Raw genomic sequence first — 20,371 nt, 5'->3', positions numbered from 1 at the left:
TCCGCCGCCCGTGCGTGGTTAGGGAGTCTCTGGACTCCTTGACCACGCACGGGCGCGGAGCGCCTACGGCGTGACGATCGGGAACGCGTTGTCGGGCGGGTCGAGCAATGCGGTGAGGGCGAGGAGTTTCGACGGGTCACCCGTCACCTCGATCCCCTCCAGACCCCGGCCGGCGAACAGCGCGAGCAACTGCATCTTCGTCAGGGTCAGCGTGACGTCCGGTTGCGACGCGGTCCTCGGCGCGACTGTCTGGATGAGCGCGCCGTTGGACAGCGTCGTCCGGTAGTGCGCTTCGGGTTCGGTGAAGTGCCACTCCGCGACGAGGGTGGCGTCCCAGGCTCGCGGGCCGTTGATGCGGAGGGCGACGGAGTCGAAGATCTGGTCGATCGTCAGGGCGCTCAGCATGTCCGCGCCGAGGTCGCTGAGCGGCGGGGCGGTGATGCCGCCGCGCAGTTCGAGTGCCCCGGTGAGGTAGAAGTTGCGCCAGGTGGCGTTCTCGGCGCCGAACCCGAGTTGTTCGTACGTGCGCGCCAGCAGGTCCTTGGCCGCGTCGTCGGAGGGGTCGGCGAACACGGCGTGCTTGAGCAGTTCGGCGGCGAACCGCAGATCTCCGCGCTCGAGGTACTGTGTCGCCTTCGACCGGACCTCGTCCTGGCCGCCCATGCATTCGACGTAGCGGGTCGCCGCGCTTTCGGGCGGATGCTGCCACAGCGATGTCGGGTTGCCGTCGAACCAGCCCATGTACCGCTGGTAGATCGCCTTCACGTTGTGGCTGACCGAGCCGTAGTACCCGCGCGCATGCCAGGCGGATTCGAGGGCGGGCGGCAGTGGGAAGTTATCGGCGATCTCGATCCCGGTCAGTCCCGCGTTGAGCATTCTCAGCGTCTGGTCGTGCAGGTACTGGTACAGGTCGCGCTGCTCCGACAGGAATTTCACCACCCGGTCGCGACCCCACGTCGGCCAGTGGTGGGACGCGAACGCGACGTCGTAGCCGCCGTCGAACATCTCGATCGCCTGGTCGAGATACCGCGACCAGGCGCGGGGATCCCGGACCAGCGCACCCCGCAGTGTGAGGAGATTGTGCAGGTTGTGGGTGGCGTTCTCGGCCATGCACAGTGCCCGGTGGTCGGGGAACAGGAAGTTCATCTCGGCGGGTGCCTCCGTTCCGGGCGTCACCTGGAAGAGGATCCGGATGCCGTCGACGGTCTCCTCCTGGCCGGTGTGGGTGATGTCGACGGTCGGCGGGATCAGCCCGGGCCTGCCGGTCGACGTGTTCGTCCCGAGCCCCGCACCGAGGTGCCCGCGCGGACCCTTGGGGAGCAGCGGCCCGTACATGTAGGTGGCGCGCCTGCCCATTGCCGTTCCGGCGTAGATGTTCTCGGAGACCGCGTGTTCGAGGAACCCTTCGGGCGCGAGGATCGGGACGTCGCCGCGACCGTCCGGGAGGACGCCGACGACGCCGCCGAAGTGGTCGATGTGGGAGTGGGTGTAGATGACGCCGGTGACGGGCCGGTCGCCCCGGTTCTTCCGGTACAGCGCGAGCGCGGCGGCCGCGGTCTCCTGCGAGATGAGCGGGTCGATCACCAGCACACCCGTCTCGCCCTCGACGATCGTCATGTTGGACAGGTCGATTCCGCGCAGCTGGTAGATGCCGTCGGTGACCTCGTACAGCCCGTCCTTCGCGCACAGTTGCGATTGCCGCCACAGACTCGGGTCGGCCGTGTCCGGGCAGTCGCCGGACAGGAACGCGTACTCCTGCATGTCCCATACCGTGCGACCGTCCGCGTCCGTGACGGTGCAGGGGTCGAGACGGTCGACGAAACCGCGGTCGGCGTCCTCGAAATCGGTGGTGTCGGAGAAGTCGGGTGTCATGGTTCTTCCTTCTCGTGTCGTGGCGGGGTGGGGGTGGTGGCCGGTGCCGGGGGTGTGGGTGAGCTGCTGAGGATCGTGTTGACCCACCGCGTGGACGGGTCGATGTCGATCAGCAGTGCCTTCGCCATCAGCGTCAGCGGGATGGCGAGGATCGCGCCGAGCGGTCCGAGGATCCACGTCCAGAACACGAGCGACAGGAACGTGAAGGTCACGGACAGGCCGACCGCGTCCCCGACGAACTTGGGCTGGATCACGGACTGGATGATGACGTTGATGACGCTGTACAGGACGATGACGGTCAGCATCAGCCCCGGCCCGCCCTGGAGCAGCGCGAGCAGGGCGGGCGGGACGAGTCCGAGAACGAAGCCCACGTTCGGGATGTAGTTGGTGATGAACGACAGCAGGCCCCACAGGATCGGCAGCGGAATCCCCAGTGCCCACAGTGCCCCGGTGTCGATGACGGCGACGATCAATCCGAAGACGGTGGTCACGACCAGGTACTTGCGGGTGCCGAGGGAGAAGGCGGACAGGGCGGTGGCGATGTCGGGGCGCATCCGCGTGACGATGCTCATCCGCGAACCGTAGGAGCTTCCGTCGACCGCCATGAACAGCAGGAGGGCGGCGAGGAACAACAGGTTCGAGAAGACCCCCAGCATGGCCTGCAGGATGCCCTCCACGAAACCGAACACCGTGGCGTAATCCACCTGGGAGAGCAGGGTCTGGGCGCTGGCGGAGTTCACGCCGTTGCTGTTCAGGAAGCTCTCGGCGTCGTCGATGAGGGACGTGAAGTCGTCCGCGTACTGAGGGAGCAGCGTGGCGAGCTGCGCGACCGACAGCGCCAGCGACAGCACGAGTACGACGAGGATGCCGTTGACGACCAGGATCGCGGCGATCGTCGCGAGCCACGCAGGCACGCCCTTCCCGTGCAGCCATACGGGGAGCGGATGGACCGCGACGGTGAGCATGAGGGCGAGGAAGATCGGGGCGAGGATCGGTGCCGCCACCTGGATCCCGGCCACGGTGACGACGAGCGCGGCCAGTCCGAGGATCACGATCAGGCCCCGCGGCATCGACCACCGAGAGTCCGGCTCCGCGCCGGATACGTCCTGCGGATCGATCATCGCGTGTCCCTTCGCAACGCCGGGGGTTCCGGGATGCCCCGATTCGACTCTTGCACTGGCGCGTCGGCGTCACATCATCCGTTGCAGATGAGGATCACCCGGCGCGGATGATGCCTCCCACCGCCGGGGGTCGGACGATTCCACTGTTCGCAAACACACTTTCGAGAAGGGCATGGACATGACGACTACCCCGGAGTCCAGGACGGACAGCCCTGTGAAGCAGGGTTTTGCAGCAGGAACTTCACTGGCAGCGGCGATATTGCTGCTGACCGTCGGCGTGATCTCCTTCTTCCAGGGCATCGCCGCAGTCGCGTCCGACGACCTGCTGGTCATCGGCGTCCAGTACACCTACCAGTTCGACACCACCGCGTGGGGCTGGATCCACATCGTGCTGGGCGTCGTCCTGGCCATCAGCGCGATCGGACTGATGACGGGCGCCACGTGGGCTCGCGTCGTCGCGGTCTGCATCGCCGCGCTGTCGATCCTCGCCAACTTCCTGTGGCTGCCCTACTACCCACTGTGGTCGATCCTGATCATCGCACTCGACGTCGTCGTGATCTGGGCGGTCACCACCTGGGACACCGCCAGGGACTAGGACGATGACGACGTGGTGAGGACCGTGACCGGCACCTGGCCGGTGTTCGGCTCGCTGCGGGACTACCAACGGGGGTGGGTCAGGCCCGATGTGATCGCGGGCCTGACCGTGTGGGCGGTGCTGGTCCCGGAGGCACTGGCCTACGCGACCATCGCGGGGGTGCCACCGGTCGTCGGCCTCTACGCGGCGGTCCCGGCACTGATCCTGTACGCGGCGGCAGGCAGCTCGCGTCACCTCGTGGTGGGCCCGGTGTCGGCGACCGCAGCTCTGTCGGCGGCCATCGTCGCGCCGCTGGCCGGTGCGGACGGCGGAAAGTATGCAGCGCTGTCCGCCGTCCTCGCGATCGCCACCGGGATCGCGGGGCTGCTGGCCGGTCTGCTGCGCCTCGGATTCATCGCCTCGTTCATCTCCGAGCCGGTGCTGAAGGGCTTCATCGTCGGCCTCGCCCTCACCATCATCATCGGACAGGTGCCCGCGCTGTTCGGAGTGGAGAAGGAGAAGGGCAACTTCTTCGAACAGGCCTGGGGCGTGCTCACCCACCTCGGGGACCTGCACTGGGTGACGCTCGTCGCCGGCGGTCTCAGCCTGGTGGTGGTGCTCGGGTTCACACGCTGGCTGCCGCTGGTCCCGGGATCCCTGCTCGCCGTGCTCCTCGGGATCGCGGCAGTGTCGCTGTTCGGACTGGACGACCGGGGCGTCGACATCGTCGGTCACATCGATCCGGGTCTGCCCTCGCTCGGTCTGCCGGCCGGAGTCGGGTTCGACGACTACGTCGACCTGCTGGGTCCGGCGGTCGGCGTGCTGCTGATCGGCTTCGCCGAAGGTCTCGGCGCCGCGAAGACGTACGCGGCGAAGGAAGGCTACGAGATCGACCCGAACCGGGAACTTCTCGGCCTCGGCACCGCAAACCTCGGTTCCGGGCTGTGCTCGGGAATGGTGGTCAACGGCAGCCTCTCCAAGACGGCGGTGAATGGAGGGGCGGGTGCGAAAACTCAGGTCAGCGGTCTCGTCGTCGCCGCACTGACCGTGGTCACGCTGCTGTTCCTCACCGGCCTCTTCGAGAACCTGCCCGAGGCGACCCTGGCCGCGGTGGTGATCGCCGCCGTCGTCGAACTCGTCGACATCGCCGCGCTCCGCAGGCTGTACGGGGTGTGGACGAGGCGGCTGGGCAGCATCTACGGCCACGCCGCGCGCGCCGACTTCGCAGCGGCACTGGCGGCGATGGTGGGCGTCCTGCTGTTCGACACCCTGCCCGGGCTGGTCATCGGCATCGGCGTCTCCATGCTCCTGCTGCTCTACCAGGCCTCCCGCCCGCACGTCGCGGCGCTCGTGAAGGACGGGTCGCTGTGGGTGGACGCCGAACGCCACCCCGAACTGCCCTCCACTCCGCACGTGGTGGTCGTGCGGGTCGAGTCCGGATTGTTCTTCGCCAACGCCGATCACGTGAAGGACCGCATCGAAGAACTGTGCACCGACGACATCAGGACGGTGGTGCTCGACGCGGAGACGTCCCCGTTCATCGACGTCAGCGCGGCGCAGATGCTCGGGCAACTGCGGGACGCCCTGGAACGCAAGGGCGTCGACCTCCGGGTGGCCCGAGACATCGGCCAGTTCCGCGACACGATGCGCCGGGCGGACTCCGACACTTCACCCGTCGGCCTGTACCCGACCGTGCGGGAAGCGCTTGCCGATGTGAGCCGAAAACGGCCAGAGGAGGATTCGTGACCGTCAGCGCAGAATTACAGGAACTCGCCGCGAAGGCGTGGGTGTACGGTTTCCCGCTGGTGTTCGATCTCGACCAGGTGAACCGTTTCGTGGCGGACGGGATGGGGAGCCTCGCGCCCGCACCGTTCAACACGTTCAGTCATGCCCGCACACTCGCCGGGCCGCGGGACACCTTCGTCTCGGTCAACAACGACACCGTTTACTCGATCGCCCAGATCGACCTCGGCCACGGCCCGCAACTGCTCCGGGTGCCCGACAGCGGCGGCGCGTACTACGTGCTGCAGTTCGTCGACGCGTGGACCGACAATTTCGCGTACGTCGGCAAACGCGCGACGGGAACGGCGGCCGGCCGTTATCTGCTGACCGGCCCCGGATGGTCCGGCGAGGTCCCCGCCGGCGCGACGAGGATCGCGTTCCCCACGTCGGTGGGCACCATCGTCGGCCGCTGGGCCTGCGACGGCGAGGCCGATCTGGAGCGGGTGACGGCACTGCAGTCGGCCCTGACGTTGGAACCCGTCGGCGACCAGGCGAAGGCGGTCGGTCTGCCCGCACCCGACCCGAACGTCCCCGAGGACCTTCGGTTCTGGGAGAAGCTGCGGGTGTATTCGCAGGCGTACCCGCCCGCCGCGCAGGACCTGATCGCCGAGCAGATGTTCGCCCCGCTCGGGTTGCTCGAGACCGGGGCGTCGCCGTACCTCGAGGCTCCGCCGGATCTCGCGTCCGTCCTCACGGCGGGCGCCGAGGCCGGGCACCAATCGTTGGTTGCCGCACTGAAATCGGGTGCCGGTGCGGCGGTCGTCAACGGCTGGCAGTTGATGTACCACGCCTTCGACTACAACGACGACTTCTTCGAGGTCGGCACCGTGAACTCACCCGAGTGGCGGATCGAGGACCGCTCGAAGGCACTGGGCCTGCGGGCCGGCGCCGCGATGGCGGGACTGTGGGGCAACCACGGCTACGAGGCCGCGTACGCGCCGACCTACCACGACAGCGAAGGCAACGAACTGTCCGGCGAACACACCTACACACTCACGTTCGCGCCGACCCCGCCCGTCGACGCGTTCTGGTCGATCACCATGTACGACCTCCCGGAGTTCTTTCTCGTCGACAATCCCCTCGACCGCTATTCGATCGGCGACCGCACCCCGGGACTGGTGTTCGCCGACGACGGTTCGCTGACCATCACGCTCGGCGCGACCGCGCCGGCCGACCCGGTCGCCCGCGCCAACTGGCTGCCCACACCGGACGCCGGATTCCGGCCGATGCTGCGGATGTACAGCCCCCGAGCCGAGGTGTTCGACGGAACGTTCGAGATCCCGCCCATCGTGAAGACCAGGTGATCCGGGAGACAGTGAATCGGCGGTAGTGTTCGGGCCGATTCGAGGGGGATCGAGTGAAGAAAGTCGCCGCGGCGCTCCTCTGCGCCGCGATCACGTCCGGGTGCGCGCACAGCGTGTCGGGGACCGCGGGAGCGTCGCCGCTGCAGGAACTGAGTCCGGACCAGCAGCGGCACGTCCACGTCGAGGATGAGCTCCGCGCCGCCGATCCGTGCGGACTGCTCGACGAGGCGGTGGTGCGGCACGCCGGGACGGTCCAGCAGTACGGGTCGGCCGTGCAACTGCCGGTGTGCTCGGCGCTGATGACGCGGCCCGACGGCGTCACCACCTATGTGGAGGTGTCCCTGCTGCCGTCGATGCTGTCCGAACAGTCGCTGACGCGGCCGGAGACGGTGGACGGGGTCACCGTCTACCGCGGCGCGGGCGCCGACCTTACCCGCGGGACGTGCGAGCGCGTCTTCCGGCTGCCCCTCGGAACCGACGACGAACAGGTGGGACGGCCGCCCGCGACCGTCCGCGCCGGAACCGTCGCGGGCCAGGACGCCTGCCCGCTGGCCGACGCGGTGCTGGACTCGGCGATCGACAGGATGCGGTCGGGGCTGCCCGCCCGCGACGGCGGCTCCCCGGATCAGGTGGCGCTCGCCGTCCACGACCCCTGCGAAGTCCTCGACGTGCTGGGGACCACGGCGGGCGGACGCGTCGTCGATCCGGAGTCGCCACCGGCCCCGTTCGACTGCGTCCTGTTCCCGAACCCGAATCGGGTGCCCGGGAGCGAGGTGACCGTGTCGTTCACGATGTCGCCGGTGAAGGAAAACAGACCACCCGTTCCCGCCGAGCCGGAGACGGTCGGCGACCGGTGCCGGTGGACGAGCCCGATGGGTGAGCCGATCGACATCACCCGGCCCGGGGCGGGTGTCGACGAGTTCACCCGCAGGCTCGGCCACGCGGGTGCAGTCGTCACTGTTCACGGCCCGAACTGCGCCGCCGTGGCAAGGGTCGCGAACGCCGCGAGCACGGCGTTCGGATAGGCCATCGAACGGACTCACCCGGGATCAGATTGGACTCCGCCGGTAAGCTCGACAGCTGGACCAGTACAGATTCATCGACCTGGAGGTAGAAACGCGTGGCTCTCGTCGTCCAGAAGTACGGCGGATCCTCGGTGGCAACCGCCGAGAGAATCCGACGAGTGGCTGAACGGATCGTCGAGACCAAGAAGGCCGGCAACGATGTCGTCGTCGTGGTTTCAGCGATGGGGGACACCACTGATGAGCTGCTCGATCTGGCTCAGCAGGTGTGCCCAGCCCCACCCGCCCGCGAAATGGACATGCTGCTGACCTCCGGTGAGCGCATCTCCAATTCTCTCGTCGCAATGGCAATTCATTCGCTCGGTGCGGAGGCCCGTTCGTTCACGGGCTCGCAGGCGGGCGTCATCACCACCGGTGCTCACGGCAACGCCAAGATCATCGACGTCACACCGGGCCGCGTCCGGGATGCGCTCGACGAGGGCTCGATCGTCCTCGTCGCCGGATTCCAGGGCGTCAGCCAGGACAGCAAGGACGTGACGACCCTCGGGCGCGGCGGTTCGGACACCACCGCGGTGGCCCTCGCAGCAGCCCTCGAGGCCGACGTCTGCGAGATCTACACCGACGTCGACGGCATCTTCACCGCCGACCCGCGCATCGTTCCCGACGCGCAGCGACTCGAGACGGTGTCGTTCGAGGAGATGCTCGAACTCGCGGCGTGCGGCGCGAAGGTGCTCATGCTCCGCTGCGTCGAGTACGCCCGCCGATACGACGTGCCTGTGCACGTCCGTTCGTCATACACGACCAAGCCGGGCACCATCGTGTCCGGATCGATGGAGGACATCCCCGTGGAAGAGGCAATCATCACCGGAGTCGCGCACGATCGCGGCGAGTCCAAGATCACCGTCGTCGGCCTGCCCGACACCCCCGGTTACGCCGCGCAGGTGTTCCGCGCGGTCGCCGAGGCGGAGATCAACATCGACATGGTGCTGCAGAACATCTCGAAGGTCGAGACCGGCAAGACGGACATCACGTTCACCCTGCCGACGGCCGACGGACCGCGGGCGGTCGAGAAGCTGACCAAGCTGCAGGGCGAGATCGGCTTCACGCAGGTGCTGTTCGACGACCACATCGGCAAGGTGTCGCTGGTCGGCGCGGGCATGAAGAGCCACCCGGGCGTCACTGCGACGTTCTGTGAGGCGCTCGCGAAGGCCGGCGTCAACATCGACCTCATCTCCACGTCGGAGATCCGCATCTCGGTGCTCGTCAAGGACGTGGAGCTGGACAAGGCCGTCAAGGCGATCCACGATGCATTCGAGCTCGGCGGCGACGAAGAAGCCGTCGTGCACGCAGGAACGGGACGGTAATCATGACCACCATCGCTGTCGTCGGTGCCACCGGACAGGTCGGCATCGTCATGCGCACCCTCCTCGAGGAACGCAATTTCCCCGCGGACAAGGTGCGGTTCTTCGCCTCCGCGCGGTCGGCGGGCAAGAAGCTGCCGTTCCGCGGCGAGGAGATCGTCGTCGAGGACGCGTCCGCGACGTCCGACGAGGACCTGAAGGGCATCGACATCGCCCTGTTCTCGGCCGGTGCCACGCTGTCCCGTGAGCAGGCCCCGCGCTTCGCGGCGGCCGGTGCCGTCGTCGTCGACAACTCTTCGGCGTTCCGCAAGGACCCCGACGTTCCGCTGGTCGTCAGCGAGGTGAACCCGGAGCAGGCGAAGAACCCGCCGAAGGGCATCATCGCCAACCCCAACTGCACCACGATGGCTGCGATGCCGGTGCTGAAGGTCCTGCACGACGAGGCCGGACTGCAGCGTCTCATCGTGTCGAGCTACCAGGCCGTCTCCGGCAGCGGCATCGCCGGTGTCGAGGAGCTGGTGGGCCAGGCCCGCGCCGTCATCGGCGACGCGGAGAAGCTGGTCCACGACGGCAGCGCCGTCGACTTCCCGGCCCCGAACAAGTACGTCGCACCGATCGCGTTCAACGTGCTGCCGCTGGCCGGCTCCATCGTCGACGACGGCAGCGGTGAGACGGACGAGGACCAGAAGCTCCGCAACGAGAGCCGCAAGATCCTCGGCCTGCCCGACCTGCTGGTGTCGGGCACGTGCGTCCGCGTCCCCGTGATCACCGGTCACTCGTTGTCGATCAACGCCGAGTTCGAGCGTCCGCTGTCGGTGGAACGCGCGCAGGAGATCCTGTCGAAGGCTCCCGGTGTGCAGCTCGTGGACGTCCCCACCCCGCTGCAGGCCGCGGGCAGCGACCCGTCGCTGGTCGGGCGCATCCGTCAGGATCCGGGTGTTCCGGAGGGCCGCGGGCTCGCGCTGTTCGTGTCCGGCGACAACCTGCGTAAGGGTGCCGCCCTCAACACCATTCAGATCGCCGAACTGCTCGTCTAGCTCCCCCCACGTGAGTGGCAAAGTGTGCTCCCGCACGCTTTGCCACTCACATGTCGGTTGCGGGTGGATACTGGGCCGATGAGAGTGGTCGGGGCTGCGGTGGCGGCGGTTCTGCTGCTGCTCGCCGGCGCGACCGAGGTCTCCGCGCAGCCGTCCGCGATCCTGCTGTCGCAGGAGGACCTGCCCCCCGGTACGGTCCCCGCCCAGGCGGGAGACAGCGTCCGGGTGCGGTACTCCACCCTCCGCACCTCCACCGCGACCGGTGAATCGACCGGATCGGTCTTCCTTCCCCGCGGCGACCCGCCCGCCGGCGGCTGGCCGGTGGTGTCCTACGCCCACGGCACCGTCGGTGTCGCCGACCAGTGCGCACCGTCCGTCGCCGGGTTCAACTACGTCGAGCTGCCCGCGATCGAGCAGTGGCTCGCCGCCGGGTATGCCGTCGCGGCAACGGATTACGCGGGAATCGGCACTCCGGGCGTCAATGCCTATCTGGACGGTCCGGCGGCCGCCGCGAACGCCGTCGACGTCGTCCTGGCCGCACACGAGGTCTACGGCGACGTGCTCGCCGACCGGTGGATCGTCACCGGACTGTCGCAGGGCGGGCACGCGACCTACTTCGCCGCCCGCGAGGCCACCGCCCGGGCACCCGCGCTCGACTTCCGGGGCGCCGTCGCCGTGGCCGCGCCGACCCACCTCGAGCAGCTCTTCCCGGCCGCGGGTCCCGCGGTTCCGGCGCTGCCGACCACCGGAATCGTGAACTACGCGTTGTTGACCCTCGCCGGTATCGACGACCAGCGTCCCGAGGTCGACATCCGGCGCTACCTGTCGCCGACGGGACTCGACCTGATGGAGTTCGCGAAGGTGACGTGCAGCCGCGAACTCGGCCGGTACCTGCTCGCCCACCCCACGTCGGTCGGCGACCTGTTCGCGGCGCCGCTGTGGAACGACCGGTTCCGGGAGCTGTTCCGGGAGATGCAGCAGGTGCCCGTCGACGGCTTCGACCGTCCCCTGCGGGTGGTGCACAGTCTGTCCGATGCGTCGGTGCCGATTCCGTTGACGTGGGCGCAGCTCGCCGAGATGCGGCAGCACGGGGTCAACGCCGAATTCCAGCAACTCGTCGGTGAGGACCATCGTGGGTCGCTGATGGCCTCCATGCCGGAGTCCCTCGCGTTCGCCGCGCGCGTCCTGTCCCCCAGGTGACCCGTAGGTGAGTGGCAAAGCGTCCCCGAGCACGCTTTGCCACTCACCTCACCCGGGACGTGCGAGGCGGGCACGGGCGCGCGACCCTACGGTTCGGACATGGGCTCAGTCATCGGAGAACTGTTACCGCTCGCCGTGGGTGTCGCGATCTCGCCGATCCCGATCATCGCCGTCATCCTGATGTTGCTGTCGAAGCGTGCGGGCGGGGCGAGCGCGGGCTTCGGTGTCGGCTGGATCCTGGGCATCGTCGTCGCGACAGGGATCTTCGTGCTCCTCGCCGGCAGCGTCGACACGTCCGACTCCGACGGCCCCTCCGCGACGGCGTCGTGGGTGAAAGTCGTTCTGGGTGTGCTGCTGCTCCTGCTCGCGGGACGGCAGTGGCGAAGTCGCAACGCCGACGCGGAACCCCCGAAGTGGATGCAGGCCATCGACGACCTGAACTTCGTGAAGTCCACGGGACTCGGGTTCGCACTGGCGGCGATCAATCCCAAGAACCTGCTGCTCTGCGTGTCCGCGGGCGTCGGAATCGGCACCGCCGGCGTGAGCGGCGCGGAGCAGGCGGTGGCCCTGGTCGTGTACACCGTGCTGGCCGGGTCGACCGTCCTCGTCCCGGTGGTCGCGTACGCCGTGGCCGCCGACAGGATGCGCGGGACCCTCGACAGTCTCAAGGTCTGGCTGCAGGCCAACAACGCCGCCGTGATGAGCGTGCTGCTACTCGTGATGGGCGCCGTCGTTCTCGGGAAGGGACTCGGCGGCCTGTTCTGACACGATCGCGTCCGGTCCCCGGAGGTAGTGCCCGACGTAGCCCTCGTCGAGCGCGATGGCCTTGACGATCACCGCGGACCCCACGATCACGACGGACAGGACGAACAGCCAGCTGATCGCGGTGAATACCAGGCCGAGCGGCCCGAACTGGTGTTGCGCGGCGGCGGTGATCCGGGGCAGGACGAGGCGTCCGCCGACGTGGAGGGTGGTGAGCGCGGCGGCGGTCAGCATCCCGGTCGCCCAGAGCACGCGACCCTTGAGGGTGCCAATCGTCAACAGGTACGGGCTGAGGGTCCACACGGCCATCCACACCGCGAACTCCCCGGCGACTGCGAGAGGGGGCCCGATGAACCGGACGTTCGTGAGCTCGCTGGCCAGGCCGATCGCCGTCCCCGACAGCGCGACGGCGAACAGGACGACGAGCCACCGCCAGGCGTCTCGGAGGTTGATCGACGGGACGTTCCAGATCTTGCCGTAGATCCGGGCGAGGGCCCGCGCGAAGGACGTGCCGCTGATCGCGATCATCAGCAGCCCGACGACCCCGAACGCGGCGAAGGAGGGGTTCGTGGTGTCGACGTCGCCGGAGGTGGATGTCAGTTCCGTGGGGTCGAACCCGAACTGTGTCTTGATGGTGCTTGCGGTCACGTTCCAACTGCTCAGCGTCGATGCCGCGATCATCACGGGCAGCACGGACGTGAAGATCCTGGCGGCGAGCGTCATCGACCTGTCGAAGAGTTCGATCTCCACCAGCCCGTCGATGACGCGTCGAACCGTGCGGCCGGGAGGGGTGCCCTGCAACCAGCCGTTGGCCGTTTCGGTGTGCGCAGCCAGAGCTTCCCTGGCCAGCGCCACAGACAGTTTCGTCGACCGCACTCTTCGAGCGAACACCGATTCGGACGGGTTGTCATCATCCGCGTCAGGTGAGAAGACCGGTCACGGGCGGACGATGCATCGGAACCCGATGTGGCAGGTCGACGTCTCCTCGGTGTCACCCTGCCGGGCCGAGGGCCGGTAGCGGAGGCAGTAGTTGGGCGCGCAGAGATGCGAGCCGCCTTTGATCACGCGGCGCGCGTACGGCTCGTGCGGGTCCGGGGCGGCAGCGGTGTCGATGCGGGGATTCGCCGGGATGCAGCAGGAACTCGCCGGTGCCACGTTCTTGCCGCCCGCGGAGTGGTCGGCGGTGAAGTAGTCGCTGGTCCATTCCCACACGTTGCCGGCCATGTCGTCGAGTCCGTAACCGTTGGGCCGGAAATGGCCGACCGGCGATGTCCCGGCGAACCCGTCCTCGAGGAGGTTCTCCCACGGGAACTGGCCCTGCCACACGTTTCCGCCGGGCCTGCCACCCGGTTCGTGCTCGTCGCCCCACACGAACGGCTTCCGGTCCAGGCCGCCGCGGGCGGCGAACTCCCATTCGGCCTCGGTCGGCAGGTCCTTGCCCGCCCACTCCGCGTAGGCGCGGGCGTCGAACCACGACACGTGCGTGACGGGATGGCGTTCGCGTCCGCCGACGTTGCTGCCCGGACCCTCGGGGTGCCGCCAGTCCGCGCCCGGCGTGAACGACCACCAGCGGGTGAAGTCGTCGAGGGGCACGGGGCCGGGGGTCGGGGTGAACACCAGCGAACCGGGCACGAGCAACGCCGGATCCGCGCCGGGGTACTGGGCGGGGTCGGGGGCGATCTCGGCGGTCGTGACGTGGCCGGTGTCCTTCACGAACCGCCGGAACTCGGCGACGGTGACCTGGTGTGAGTCCATCCAGAACCCGTCGACCGTCACCTGGTGGACGGGGCGTTCCTCGGGGTAGAAGTCCTCCGAACCCATCCAGAAGGTGCCCCCGGGGATCCATGCCATGTTCTTCGGAACTGCACGAGTCATGGGGTCAGACTGGCACGACGACGGCCGCCATGCGACGGTGCGCCCGTAAACCGGGTGTGCGCGGCGACGGTTGGGGTACCGTCGGCTACTCCAGTCGGCTACTCCAGTCGCAACGCTGGTCGCATCGTGCAGGGGGCTCCACCGTATGGATGGACGAATTCCGCGTAGGTCGTTCGTGCGTGGTCTGGCGCTGACCGCCGGGCTCGGCGCCGTCGGAGCGGGATCGGCGAGCGCCTACCCGTTCGGCATCGATCCGCTGCGGCCGTTCGTCTTCTCCTCGCCGCCGCTGCAGCCGTTCCGGGAACAGCTGCCACCGTTGCCGGTGCTCGGCGGGACCGCCGTCGAGGTGCACGCGAGCAGCACGATGCACGTGTTCCATCCCGACCTGCCCGCCTCGCCTGCCCTCGGCTACGGCGGCATGGATTACCTGGGCCCGACGATCGAGGCGCACGTCGGTGAACGGACCTCGCTGACCTACCGCAACGACATCACGAGCAACCCCCTCGCCGCCGACGTCGACACGCGGATCCACGGCGTGAGCGAGCAGGACCGCACCCAGGTGCCGACGTCGCTGCACCTGCACGGCGGCCGGACGCCCCCCGAGTTCGACGGACACCCCGAGGACACGATGCGGCCCGGGCAGGGGATGGTGCACGAGTTCCCGAACCGGCAGGACGCCTGCGCGCTCTGGTATCACGACCACGCGATGGGCGTCACCCGGCTCAACATCTACGCCGGGCTGGCGGGCATGTACCTGCTGCGCGACGAATACGACACCGGTCAGACCGGCAACCCGCTCGGTCTGCCCGCGGGCGAGTTCGAACTGCCGCTGGTGTTGCAGGACAAGAACTTCACCGACGACGGACGGCAGAGCGTCCGCTCCAACCCGCTGAATCCGCAGGGCAGCTGGGAGGCCGCCACGCCCGGTGACGTGGGGGTGGTGAACGGCAAGGTGTGGCCGGAGATGCCGGTGGCGCGCGGCCTGTACCGGCTGCGGATGGTGAACGCGGCGTCGTTCAGCGTGTGGAATCTGTTCTTCGAGAACCGGATGAGGTTCTGGGTGATCGGCGCCGAGGGCGGGCTGCTCGACGCGCCCGTCGCCACCGACCACGTCCGGCTCGGACCGGGGGAGCGGGTGGACCTCCTCGTCGACTTCGGGGCCCTCGCACCGGGGACGACGGTGGAACTGCGTAACGACGAACCGATTCCGGCGCAGGTCGCGCAACGCGGCGTGCAGATCATGCCGCGGTTCTGCCGGTTCCGGGTCGGGACGGCCGCCGGCTTCACCGGCGGAGTGCCGGAGACCCTGCGGGGCGGCGGTCGTGGCCTCGTCGCACTCCCGCCCGTCGCGCGGCCGTCGGTGGTGCGCAACGTGTCGGTGATGCAGCTCGCGCAGGGCCTGGGTCAGCCGTCGCCGCTGATGTCGCTGAACAACCTGCGTTACACCACCGACGACATCGAGATGCCCCGGCAGGGGACCGTCGAGCAGTGGAACATCGTCAACGTCACGCCCGAACCGCATCCGATCCACCTGCATCTGGTGACGTTCCGGGTGATCGGACGGCAGTCGATCGACACGAACGCCCTGATGCAGGCCGTCCCGGTACCCGCGGTCGGGGTGCGGTGGACGCCGTCGGCGGACCCGTTCGTTCTCGGGCCGAACCTGGCGCCGCAGGTGTGGGAGTCCGGGTTCAAGGACACCGTGATCGCGGACGCGAACTCGATCACCCGGATCGTCGTCCGGTTCCCGACGGCGGACGAACTCGGCTTCGACCCGGACGCCACATTCGGGATGTCGGCGGCGCACACGATGGATCACTCCGGTGGCGGCCACATGGAGCAGTCGTCGCATCCCCTGCAGGGGTACGTGTGGCACTGCCACATGCTCGACCACGAGGACCACGACATGATGCTGCGGTACCGCCTGGTGCCGTAGGCCCGTGAGTACTTGTTAACGACCCGCGGTTAAGAAGTACTCACGGGTGCATTTACAAGCAGTCTGGACTGTTTTCTTTTTCCCGCCTACAGTGCTGGGTGTGACACCTGACACAGCGGTAGCCAAAACGACCCGCACGCAGGCCGAGCGGACCGCGGCGATGCGCACGAAGCTGCTCGACGCGGCCGTCGACTCCCTGGTCGAGCTCGGATACGCCCGCACCACGACGCAGGGCATCGCGCGGCGGGCCGGGGTGTCGCGCGGTGCGCAGCTGCACCACTTCCCGACCAAGGAGTCGCTGGTGGTGGCCGCGGTGGAACATCTCGTGGACAAGCGGATGGACGAGATCCTCGCCGCCGAAGTGGATGCCGGCCGCGGTATCGAGGTGCTCGCCGACGCCTTCTCCGGACCGCTGTTCTACGCGGCCCTCGAACTGTGGGTGGCCGCCCGCACCGACCCGGCCCTGTTCGAGGCGGCGGTCCCGCTGGAGCGGAAGGTCACCGACGCGCTGCGTCGCGGGTCGGCGGAGGTGTTCGGCGATCGGTTCGACTCCGACGCCATCGAGCTCAGTATCGAATTGGTTCGCGGTCTGGCGGTGTCGGCACTGTTCCGCACCCCCGAGGCCGAACAGTCACTACGCGCGCGGCTGTTGCCCGTGTGGGAATCGAAGGTGGAGAAGTCGTGAATCTTCCGCAGCACGTACACACCCTGATCGTGGGGGCGGGTTTCGCGGGCATGGGCCTGGCGGCGCGCATCCTGCAGACGCAGCCGCAGGCCGACGTCCTGATCGTCGAGCGCGGCGACGATGTCGGCGGCACGTGGCGCGACAACACCTACCCGGGGTGCGCATGCGACGTCCCGACGTCGCTGTACTCGTACTCGTTCGCGCCCAGCGCCGACTGGAGTCACACGTTCGCCCGCCAGCCCGAGATCCACCGCTACCTGAAGACGGTCGCGGCCGACACCGGTGTCCGGTCCCGGGTGGTCACCGAGTGCGAACTGCAGGAGGCGCACTGGGACTACGACGCGGCCGTCTGGACCGTTCGGACGAGCCGCGGAACGCTGACGGCCGACGTCGTGGTGGCCGCGACCGGTGCGCTGTCGACGCCCAGCGTCCCGGACATGCCCGGGCTGGAGACCTTCGGCGGCACCACGTTCCATTCGGCGACGTGGAATCACGACCACGACCTCGCCGGTGAACGCGTGGCCGTCATCGGCACCGGCGCGTCGGCGGTGCAGTTCGTGCCCGAGATCGCGCCCGTCGCCGGGCACCTCACCGTGTTCCAGCGCACCCCCGCCTGGGTGATCCCGCGACTCGACCGTGCACTGCCGGACTCCGAAAAGGCCCTGTACCGGCGAATGCCGTTGGTGCAGAAGGCAGTCCGAGGTTCGGTGTACAGCTTCCGGGAAGCCCTGGGCGGGGTGCTCGCCCACGCCACCGGCCTGCTGCCGGTGTTCGAGGCGGTGGCCCGCATGCACCTCCGCCGGCAGGTGCGGGATCCCGAACTGCGGCGGAAACTCACGCCGAACTTCACGATCGGCTGCAAGCGGATGCTGCTGTCGAACGACTGGCTCCGGACCCTCGACCGTCCCGACGTCACGCTCGTCGACGCCGGACTCGCCGGGGTGACAGCGGACGGCGTCGTCGACGCGGTCGGCAACGAGCACAAGGTCGACACGATCATCTTCGCGACCGGGTTCACGCCGACGGAACCGCCGGTGGCGCACACGTTGCGCGGTGCGAACGGCCGCACCCTCGCCGAGCACTGGGCCGGGAGCCCGAGCGCGTACAAGGGGACCACCGTCGCCGGGTTCCCCAACCTGTTCCTGATGTACGGGCCCAACACCAATCTCGGTCACAGCTCCATCGTCTACATGCTCGAATCGCAGTCCGCGTACATCGCCGACGCGTTGACGGCGATGCACCACAACGGAATCGCCGCGTTCGAGGTCACCGAGGAGGCGCAGCGCCGATACAACACGCGCATCCAGTCCGACCTCCAGACCACCGTCTGGAACAAGGGCGGCTGCTCGAGCTGGTACTACGACTCCGAGGGCCGGAACTCCGTCCAGTGGCCGACGTTCACCTGGAAGTTCCGCTCGCAGATGCAGCGCTTCGACCGGGAGAACTACGTATCCCGGCGCAGGACGGCGAAGGAGACCGTCGCGTGACGCACTACGACGTGGTCGTGGTCGGCTCCGGTTTCGGCGGCAGCGTCGCGGCGCTCCGGCTCACCGAGAAGGGGTACCGAGTCGGCGTTCTCGAGGCGGGCAGGCGCTTCACCGATGACGAACTGCCCGAGACGAGCTGGCGGTTACGACGCTACCTGTGGGCGCCCTGGCTGGGCTGCTACGGCGTGCAACGGATCCACCTCCTCCCCGACGTCCTGGTCATGGCCGGGGCCGGGGTCGGCGGTGGATCGCTGAATTACGCGAACACGCTGTACCAGCCGCCGCGCCGCTTCTTCGAGGACCGGCAGTGGGCGCACATCACCGACTGGCAGTCGGAGCTGGCCCCGTACTACGAGCAGGCGAAGCGGATGCTGGGGGTGACGACCAATCCGTCGTTCACCCCTGCCGACGCCGTCATGCGGGAGGTCGCCGAGGAGATGGGCGCCGGTGCGACGTTCACGTCCACACCGGTGGGAGTCTTCTTCGGCGAGCCGGGGTCGCGGGCGGCCGACCCGTTCTTCGGCGGCGAGGGTCCCAACCGCACGGGGTGCACCGAGTGTGGCAGTTGCATGACGGGTTGCCGGGTGGGAGCGAAGAACACGCTCGTCAAGAATTACCTCCACCTCGCGGAGAAGGCGGGCGCTCGGGTCCATCCGCTGACGACGGTGAAAGAGTTGCGCCCCCGACCGGGCGGCGGTTACGAGTTGCGAACCCGCCGCACCGACGGAATCCGTAAGCGGGAGCATACGTTCACCGCCGACCAGGTGGTGGTCGCCGCGGGCACGTACGGTACCGCCCGGCTGCTGCTGGCGATGAAGGAATCCGGTGCGCTGCCACGGTTGTCGCCGAGGCTGGGGTCGGTGGTGCGCACCAACTCGGAGGCGGTGCTCGCGGCCACGGCCAGGAACCGCGACACCGACTTCACGAAAGGTGTGGCCATCACGTCCTCGTTCCACCCGGACGATCACACCCACATCGAGCCGGTGCGGTATGGCAAGGGCAGCAACGCGATCGGACTGCTGCAGACCGTCCTCAGCGACGGCGGTGGCCGGACGCCGCGGCTGCTGAAAGCGGTGGGCGTCGCGCTGCGCCGGCCCGGGGCGTTCGCCCGCAGCCTGTCGGTGCGGCACTGGTCGGAGCGCACCGTGATCGCGCTCGTCATGCAGACCGACGACAATTCGCTCGAGCTCGCCAAAGGGAAGGGCCGGCTCGGGCGCGCGGTCACCAGCCGTCCGGGTCCCGGAGATCCGCCGCCCGAATGGATCCCGCAGGGGCACACAGCCATCAGGAAGGTGGCCGCGCGGATCGGAGGAGACCCCGGCGGCTCCGTCGCCGACGTCGTGAACATTCCGATGACCGCGCATTTCCTCGGGGGATGCGCCATCGGGGACTCGCCGGACACCGGGGTCGTCGACCCCTACCTGCGCGCGTACGGACACGACGGGCTGCACGTGGCCGACGGGTCGGTGGTGAGCGCGAACCTCGGCGTCAACCCGTCGCTCACCATCACCGCCCAGGCCGAGCGCGCATTCGCGCTGTGGCCCAACAGGGGTGAGACCGACACCCGGCCAAAGCCGGGCAAGCCATACGTACGTATCGCACCGTCGCCGCCCCGGAATCCGGTGGTGCCCGCCGACGCGCCGGGCGCACTGCGGCTTCCGCTGACGGTCGTGAACCGAAGGGAGACAGTCGATGTGGAGCGTGCCTGAATCGACCACCAACCGCACCGACTGGCCCGGGAGTTCACCGCCCCCGTGGCCGGCGACCGTCCGCGCGACGCTGTGGTGGCACCGCAGCACCGCGGCCGCCCGCGCCCTCGGACCCGGCGGCGCCACCGTCCCGATGACCCTCGCGATGATGGTCGACTATCTCGACTCGCCCGTCGGCCCCTACCGGGAAATCCTCGCCAGCCCGGTGCTCCGCGCGCCGGGGCGTCGTATCGGCGTCCTGCCGCGCATGGCGGTCCCGTTCATCGCCGTGGATTCGGAACCCTCCGTGCACGGTGGACGCGCGCACTGGAGCCTGCCCAAGGTGCCTGCCGAGTTCGACGGCGACGTGCACGGCGACTTCGCGGCGTCGTCCGGGGCGTGGCGCGTCACCGCGAGCACCCGGCCGCGCGGACCGCGGCTTCCGATCGCCGGGGCGCTGGGGTTCGCGCAACCGGCTGACGACGGTCGCGGTCTGGTGACGGCGTGCGCGCGGCTCCGCGGCCACTTCCGGTACGCCCGCGTGGACGTGGCGGCCGACGGTCCCACGCTGGCCGACTGGCTGACGCCGGGACCGCATCACGCCATCGTGATCACCGACGGCCGGATGACCACCGGGCCCGCGCGTAGGCGCTGACAGCCGGGGC

General features: G+C 68.7%; 17 protein-coding genes. 13 read left to right on the top strand and 4 right to left on the bottom strand.

From position 1 onward, the window contains the following. Positions 1 to 63 precede the first annotated feature (63 nt). Complete coding sequence (locus P3H15_RS11625; protein WP_276137365.1) at positions 64 to 1,872, bottom strand: alkyl/aryl-sulfatase; 1,809 nt, start codon at positions 1,870 to 1,872, stop codon at positions 64 to 66. After that, on the bottom strand, positions 1,869 to 2,993 hold the full coding sequence (locus P3H15_RS11620) for an AI-2E family transporter (RefSeq protein ID WP_276137364.1): 1,125 nt from the start codon (positions 2,991 to 2,993) through the stop codon (positions 1,869 to 1,871). Before P3H15_RS11620 ends, P3H15_RS11625 begins: the two co-directional genes overlap by 4 nt. 172 nt (positions 2,994 to 3,165) lie before the next feature. On the opposite strand from P3H15_RS11620, the gene P3H15_RS11615 reads away from it, so the two are divergent. The 8 genes from P3H15_RS11615 (at position 3,166) to P3H15_RS11580 (ending at position 12,038) form a co-directional block, all read left to right on the top strand. Beyond that, positions 3,166 to 3,588, top strand: coding sequence for a hypothetical protein (locus P3H15_RS11615; protein ID WP_083395660.1), 423 nt, complete (start codon positions 3,166 to 3,168; stop codon positions 3,586 to 3,588). A gap of 12 nt (positions 3,589 to 3,600) precedes the next feature. Then, complete coding sequence (locus P3H15_RS11610) at positions 3,601 to 5,313, top strand: SulP family inorganic anion transporter (protein ID WP_276137363.1); 1,713 nt, start codon at positions 3,601 to 3,603, stop codon at positions 5,311 to 5,313. Continuing rightward, the gene (locus P3H15_RS11605) at positions 5,310 to 6,653 is read left to right on the top strand and encodes a DUF1254 domain-containing protein (protein ID WP_276137362.1); all 1,344 of its coding nucleotides are present in this window, start codon (positions 5,310 to 5,312) and stop codon (positions 6,651 to 6,653) included. The genes P3H15_RS11610 and P3H15_RS11605 overlap by 4 nt, the downstream gene beginning before the upstream one ends. A gap of 53 nt (positions 6,654 to 6,706) precedes the next feature. Further along, a complete protein-coding gene (locus P3H15_RS11600) occupies positions 6,707 to 7,678 on the top strand; it encodes a hypothetical protein (protein WP_276137361.1) in 972 nt (323 codons plus the stop codon). Between the two features lie 95 nt (positions 7,679 to 7,773). Next, positions 7,774 to 9,039 carry an aspartate kinase gene (locus P3H15_RS11595; protein WP_276137360.1) on the top strand — a complete coding sequence of 422 codons (1,266 nt, stop codon included), beginning with the start codon at positions 7,774 to 7,776 and terminating at the stop codon, positions 9,037 to 9,039. A 2-nt stretch (positions 9,040 to 9,041) separates the two neighbouring features. Continuing rightward, the gene (locus tag P3H15_RS11590; protein WP_276137359.1) at positions 9,042 to 10,073 is read left to right on the top strand and encodes an aspartate-semialdehyde dehydrogenase; all 1,032 of its coding nucleotides are present in this window, start codon (positions 9,042 to 9,044) and stop codon (positions 10,071 to 10,073) included. Positions 10,074 to 10,151: 78 nt separating this feature from the next. Continuing rightward, entirely contained in the window at positions 10,152 to 11,273 is a 1,122-nt protein-coding gene (locus P3H15_RS11585) for a S9 family peptidase (protein ID WP_276137358.1), read from the top strand. Between the two features lie 99 nt (positions 11,274 to 11,372). Next, on the top strand, positions 11,373 to 12,038 hold the full coding sequence (locus tag P3H15_RS11580; protein ID WP_276137357.1) for a GAP family protein: 666 nt from the start codon (positions 11,373 to 11,375) through the stop codon (positions 12,036 to 12,038). Here P3H15_RS11580 and P3H15_RS11575 read toward each other — a convergent pair. Next, positions 11,985 to 12,911: a hypothetical protein gene (locus tag P3H15_RS11575; RefSeq protein ID WP_276137356.1), complete on the bottom strand. Its 927-nt coding sequence runs from the start codon at positions 12,909 to 12,911 to the stop codon at positions 11,985 to 11,987. The genes P3H15_RS11580 and P3H15_RS11575 overlap by 54 nt on opposite strands. A 60-nt stretch (positions 12,912 to 12,971) precedes the next feature. After that, on the bottom strand, positions 12,972 to 13,910 hold the full coding sequence (locus tag P3H15_RS11570) for a formylglycine-generating enzyme family protein (protein ID WP_276137355.1): 939 nt from the start codon (positions 13,908 to 13,910) through the stop codon (positions 12,972 to 12,974). Between the two features lie 145 nt (positions 13,911 to 14,055). Between P3H15_RS11570 and P3H15_RS11565 the strand changes: the two genes are divergently transcribed. From P3H15_RS11565 to P3H15_RS11545, 5 genes are all read left to right on the top strand, one after another. After that, positions 14,056 to 15,846 (top strand): multicopper oxidase family protein, encoded by a 1,791-nt coding sequence (locus P3H15_RS11565; RefSeq protein ID WP_276137354.1) that lies wholly within the window; start codon positions 14,056 to 14,058, stop codon positions 15,844 to 15,846. A gap of 91 nt (positions 15,847 to 15,937) precedes the next feature. Next, positions 15,938 to 16,531: a TetR/AcrR family transcriptional regulator gene (locus tag P3H15_RS11560; protein WP_276137353.1), complete on the top strand. Its 594-nt coding sequence runs from the start codon at positions 15,938 to 15,940 to the stop codon at positions 16,529 to 16,531. Beyond that, complete coding sequence (locus P3H15_RS11555; RefSeq protein WP_276137352.1) at positions 16,528 to 18,018, top strand: NAD(P)/FAD-dependent oxidoreductase; 1,491 nt, start codon at positions 16,528 to 16,530, stop codon at positions 18,016 to 18,018. Before P3H15_RS11560 ends, P3H15_RS11555 begins: the two co-directional genes overlap by 4 nt. Next, positions 18,015 to 19,727 carry an FAD-dependent oxidoreductase gene (locus P3H15_RS11550; RefSeq protein WP_276137351.1) on the top strand — a complete coding sequence of 571 codons (1,713 nt, stop codon included), beginning with the start codon at positions 18,015 to 18,017 and terminating at the stop codon, positions 19,725 to 19,727. Before P3H15_RS11555 ends, P3H15_RS11550 begins: the two co-directional genes overlap by 4 nt. Next, positions 19,711 to 20,361 (top strand): hypothetical protein, encoded by a 651-nt coding sequence (locus P3H15_RS11545; protein ID WP_276137350.1) that lies wholly within the window; start codon positions 19,711 to 19,713, stop codon positions 20,359 to 20,361. Before P3H15_RS11550 ends, P3H15_RS11545 begins: the two co-directional genes overlap by 17 nt. The last annotated feature ends 10 nt before the right edge of the window (positions 20,362 to 20,371 follow it).

The sequence above is a fragment of the Rhodococcus sp. T2V genome (assembly GCF_029269925.1).
Taxonomy (GTDB): domain Bacteria; phylum Actinomycetota; class Actinomycetes; order Mycobacteriales; family Mycobacteriaceae; genus Rhodococcus_F; species Rhodococcus_F koreensis.
The sequence above is the reverse complement of the archived record's forward strand: the minus strand, read 5'-3'. Positions and strand labels throughout refer to the sequence as shown.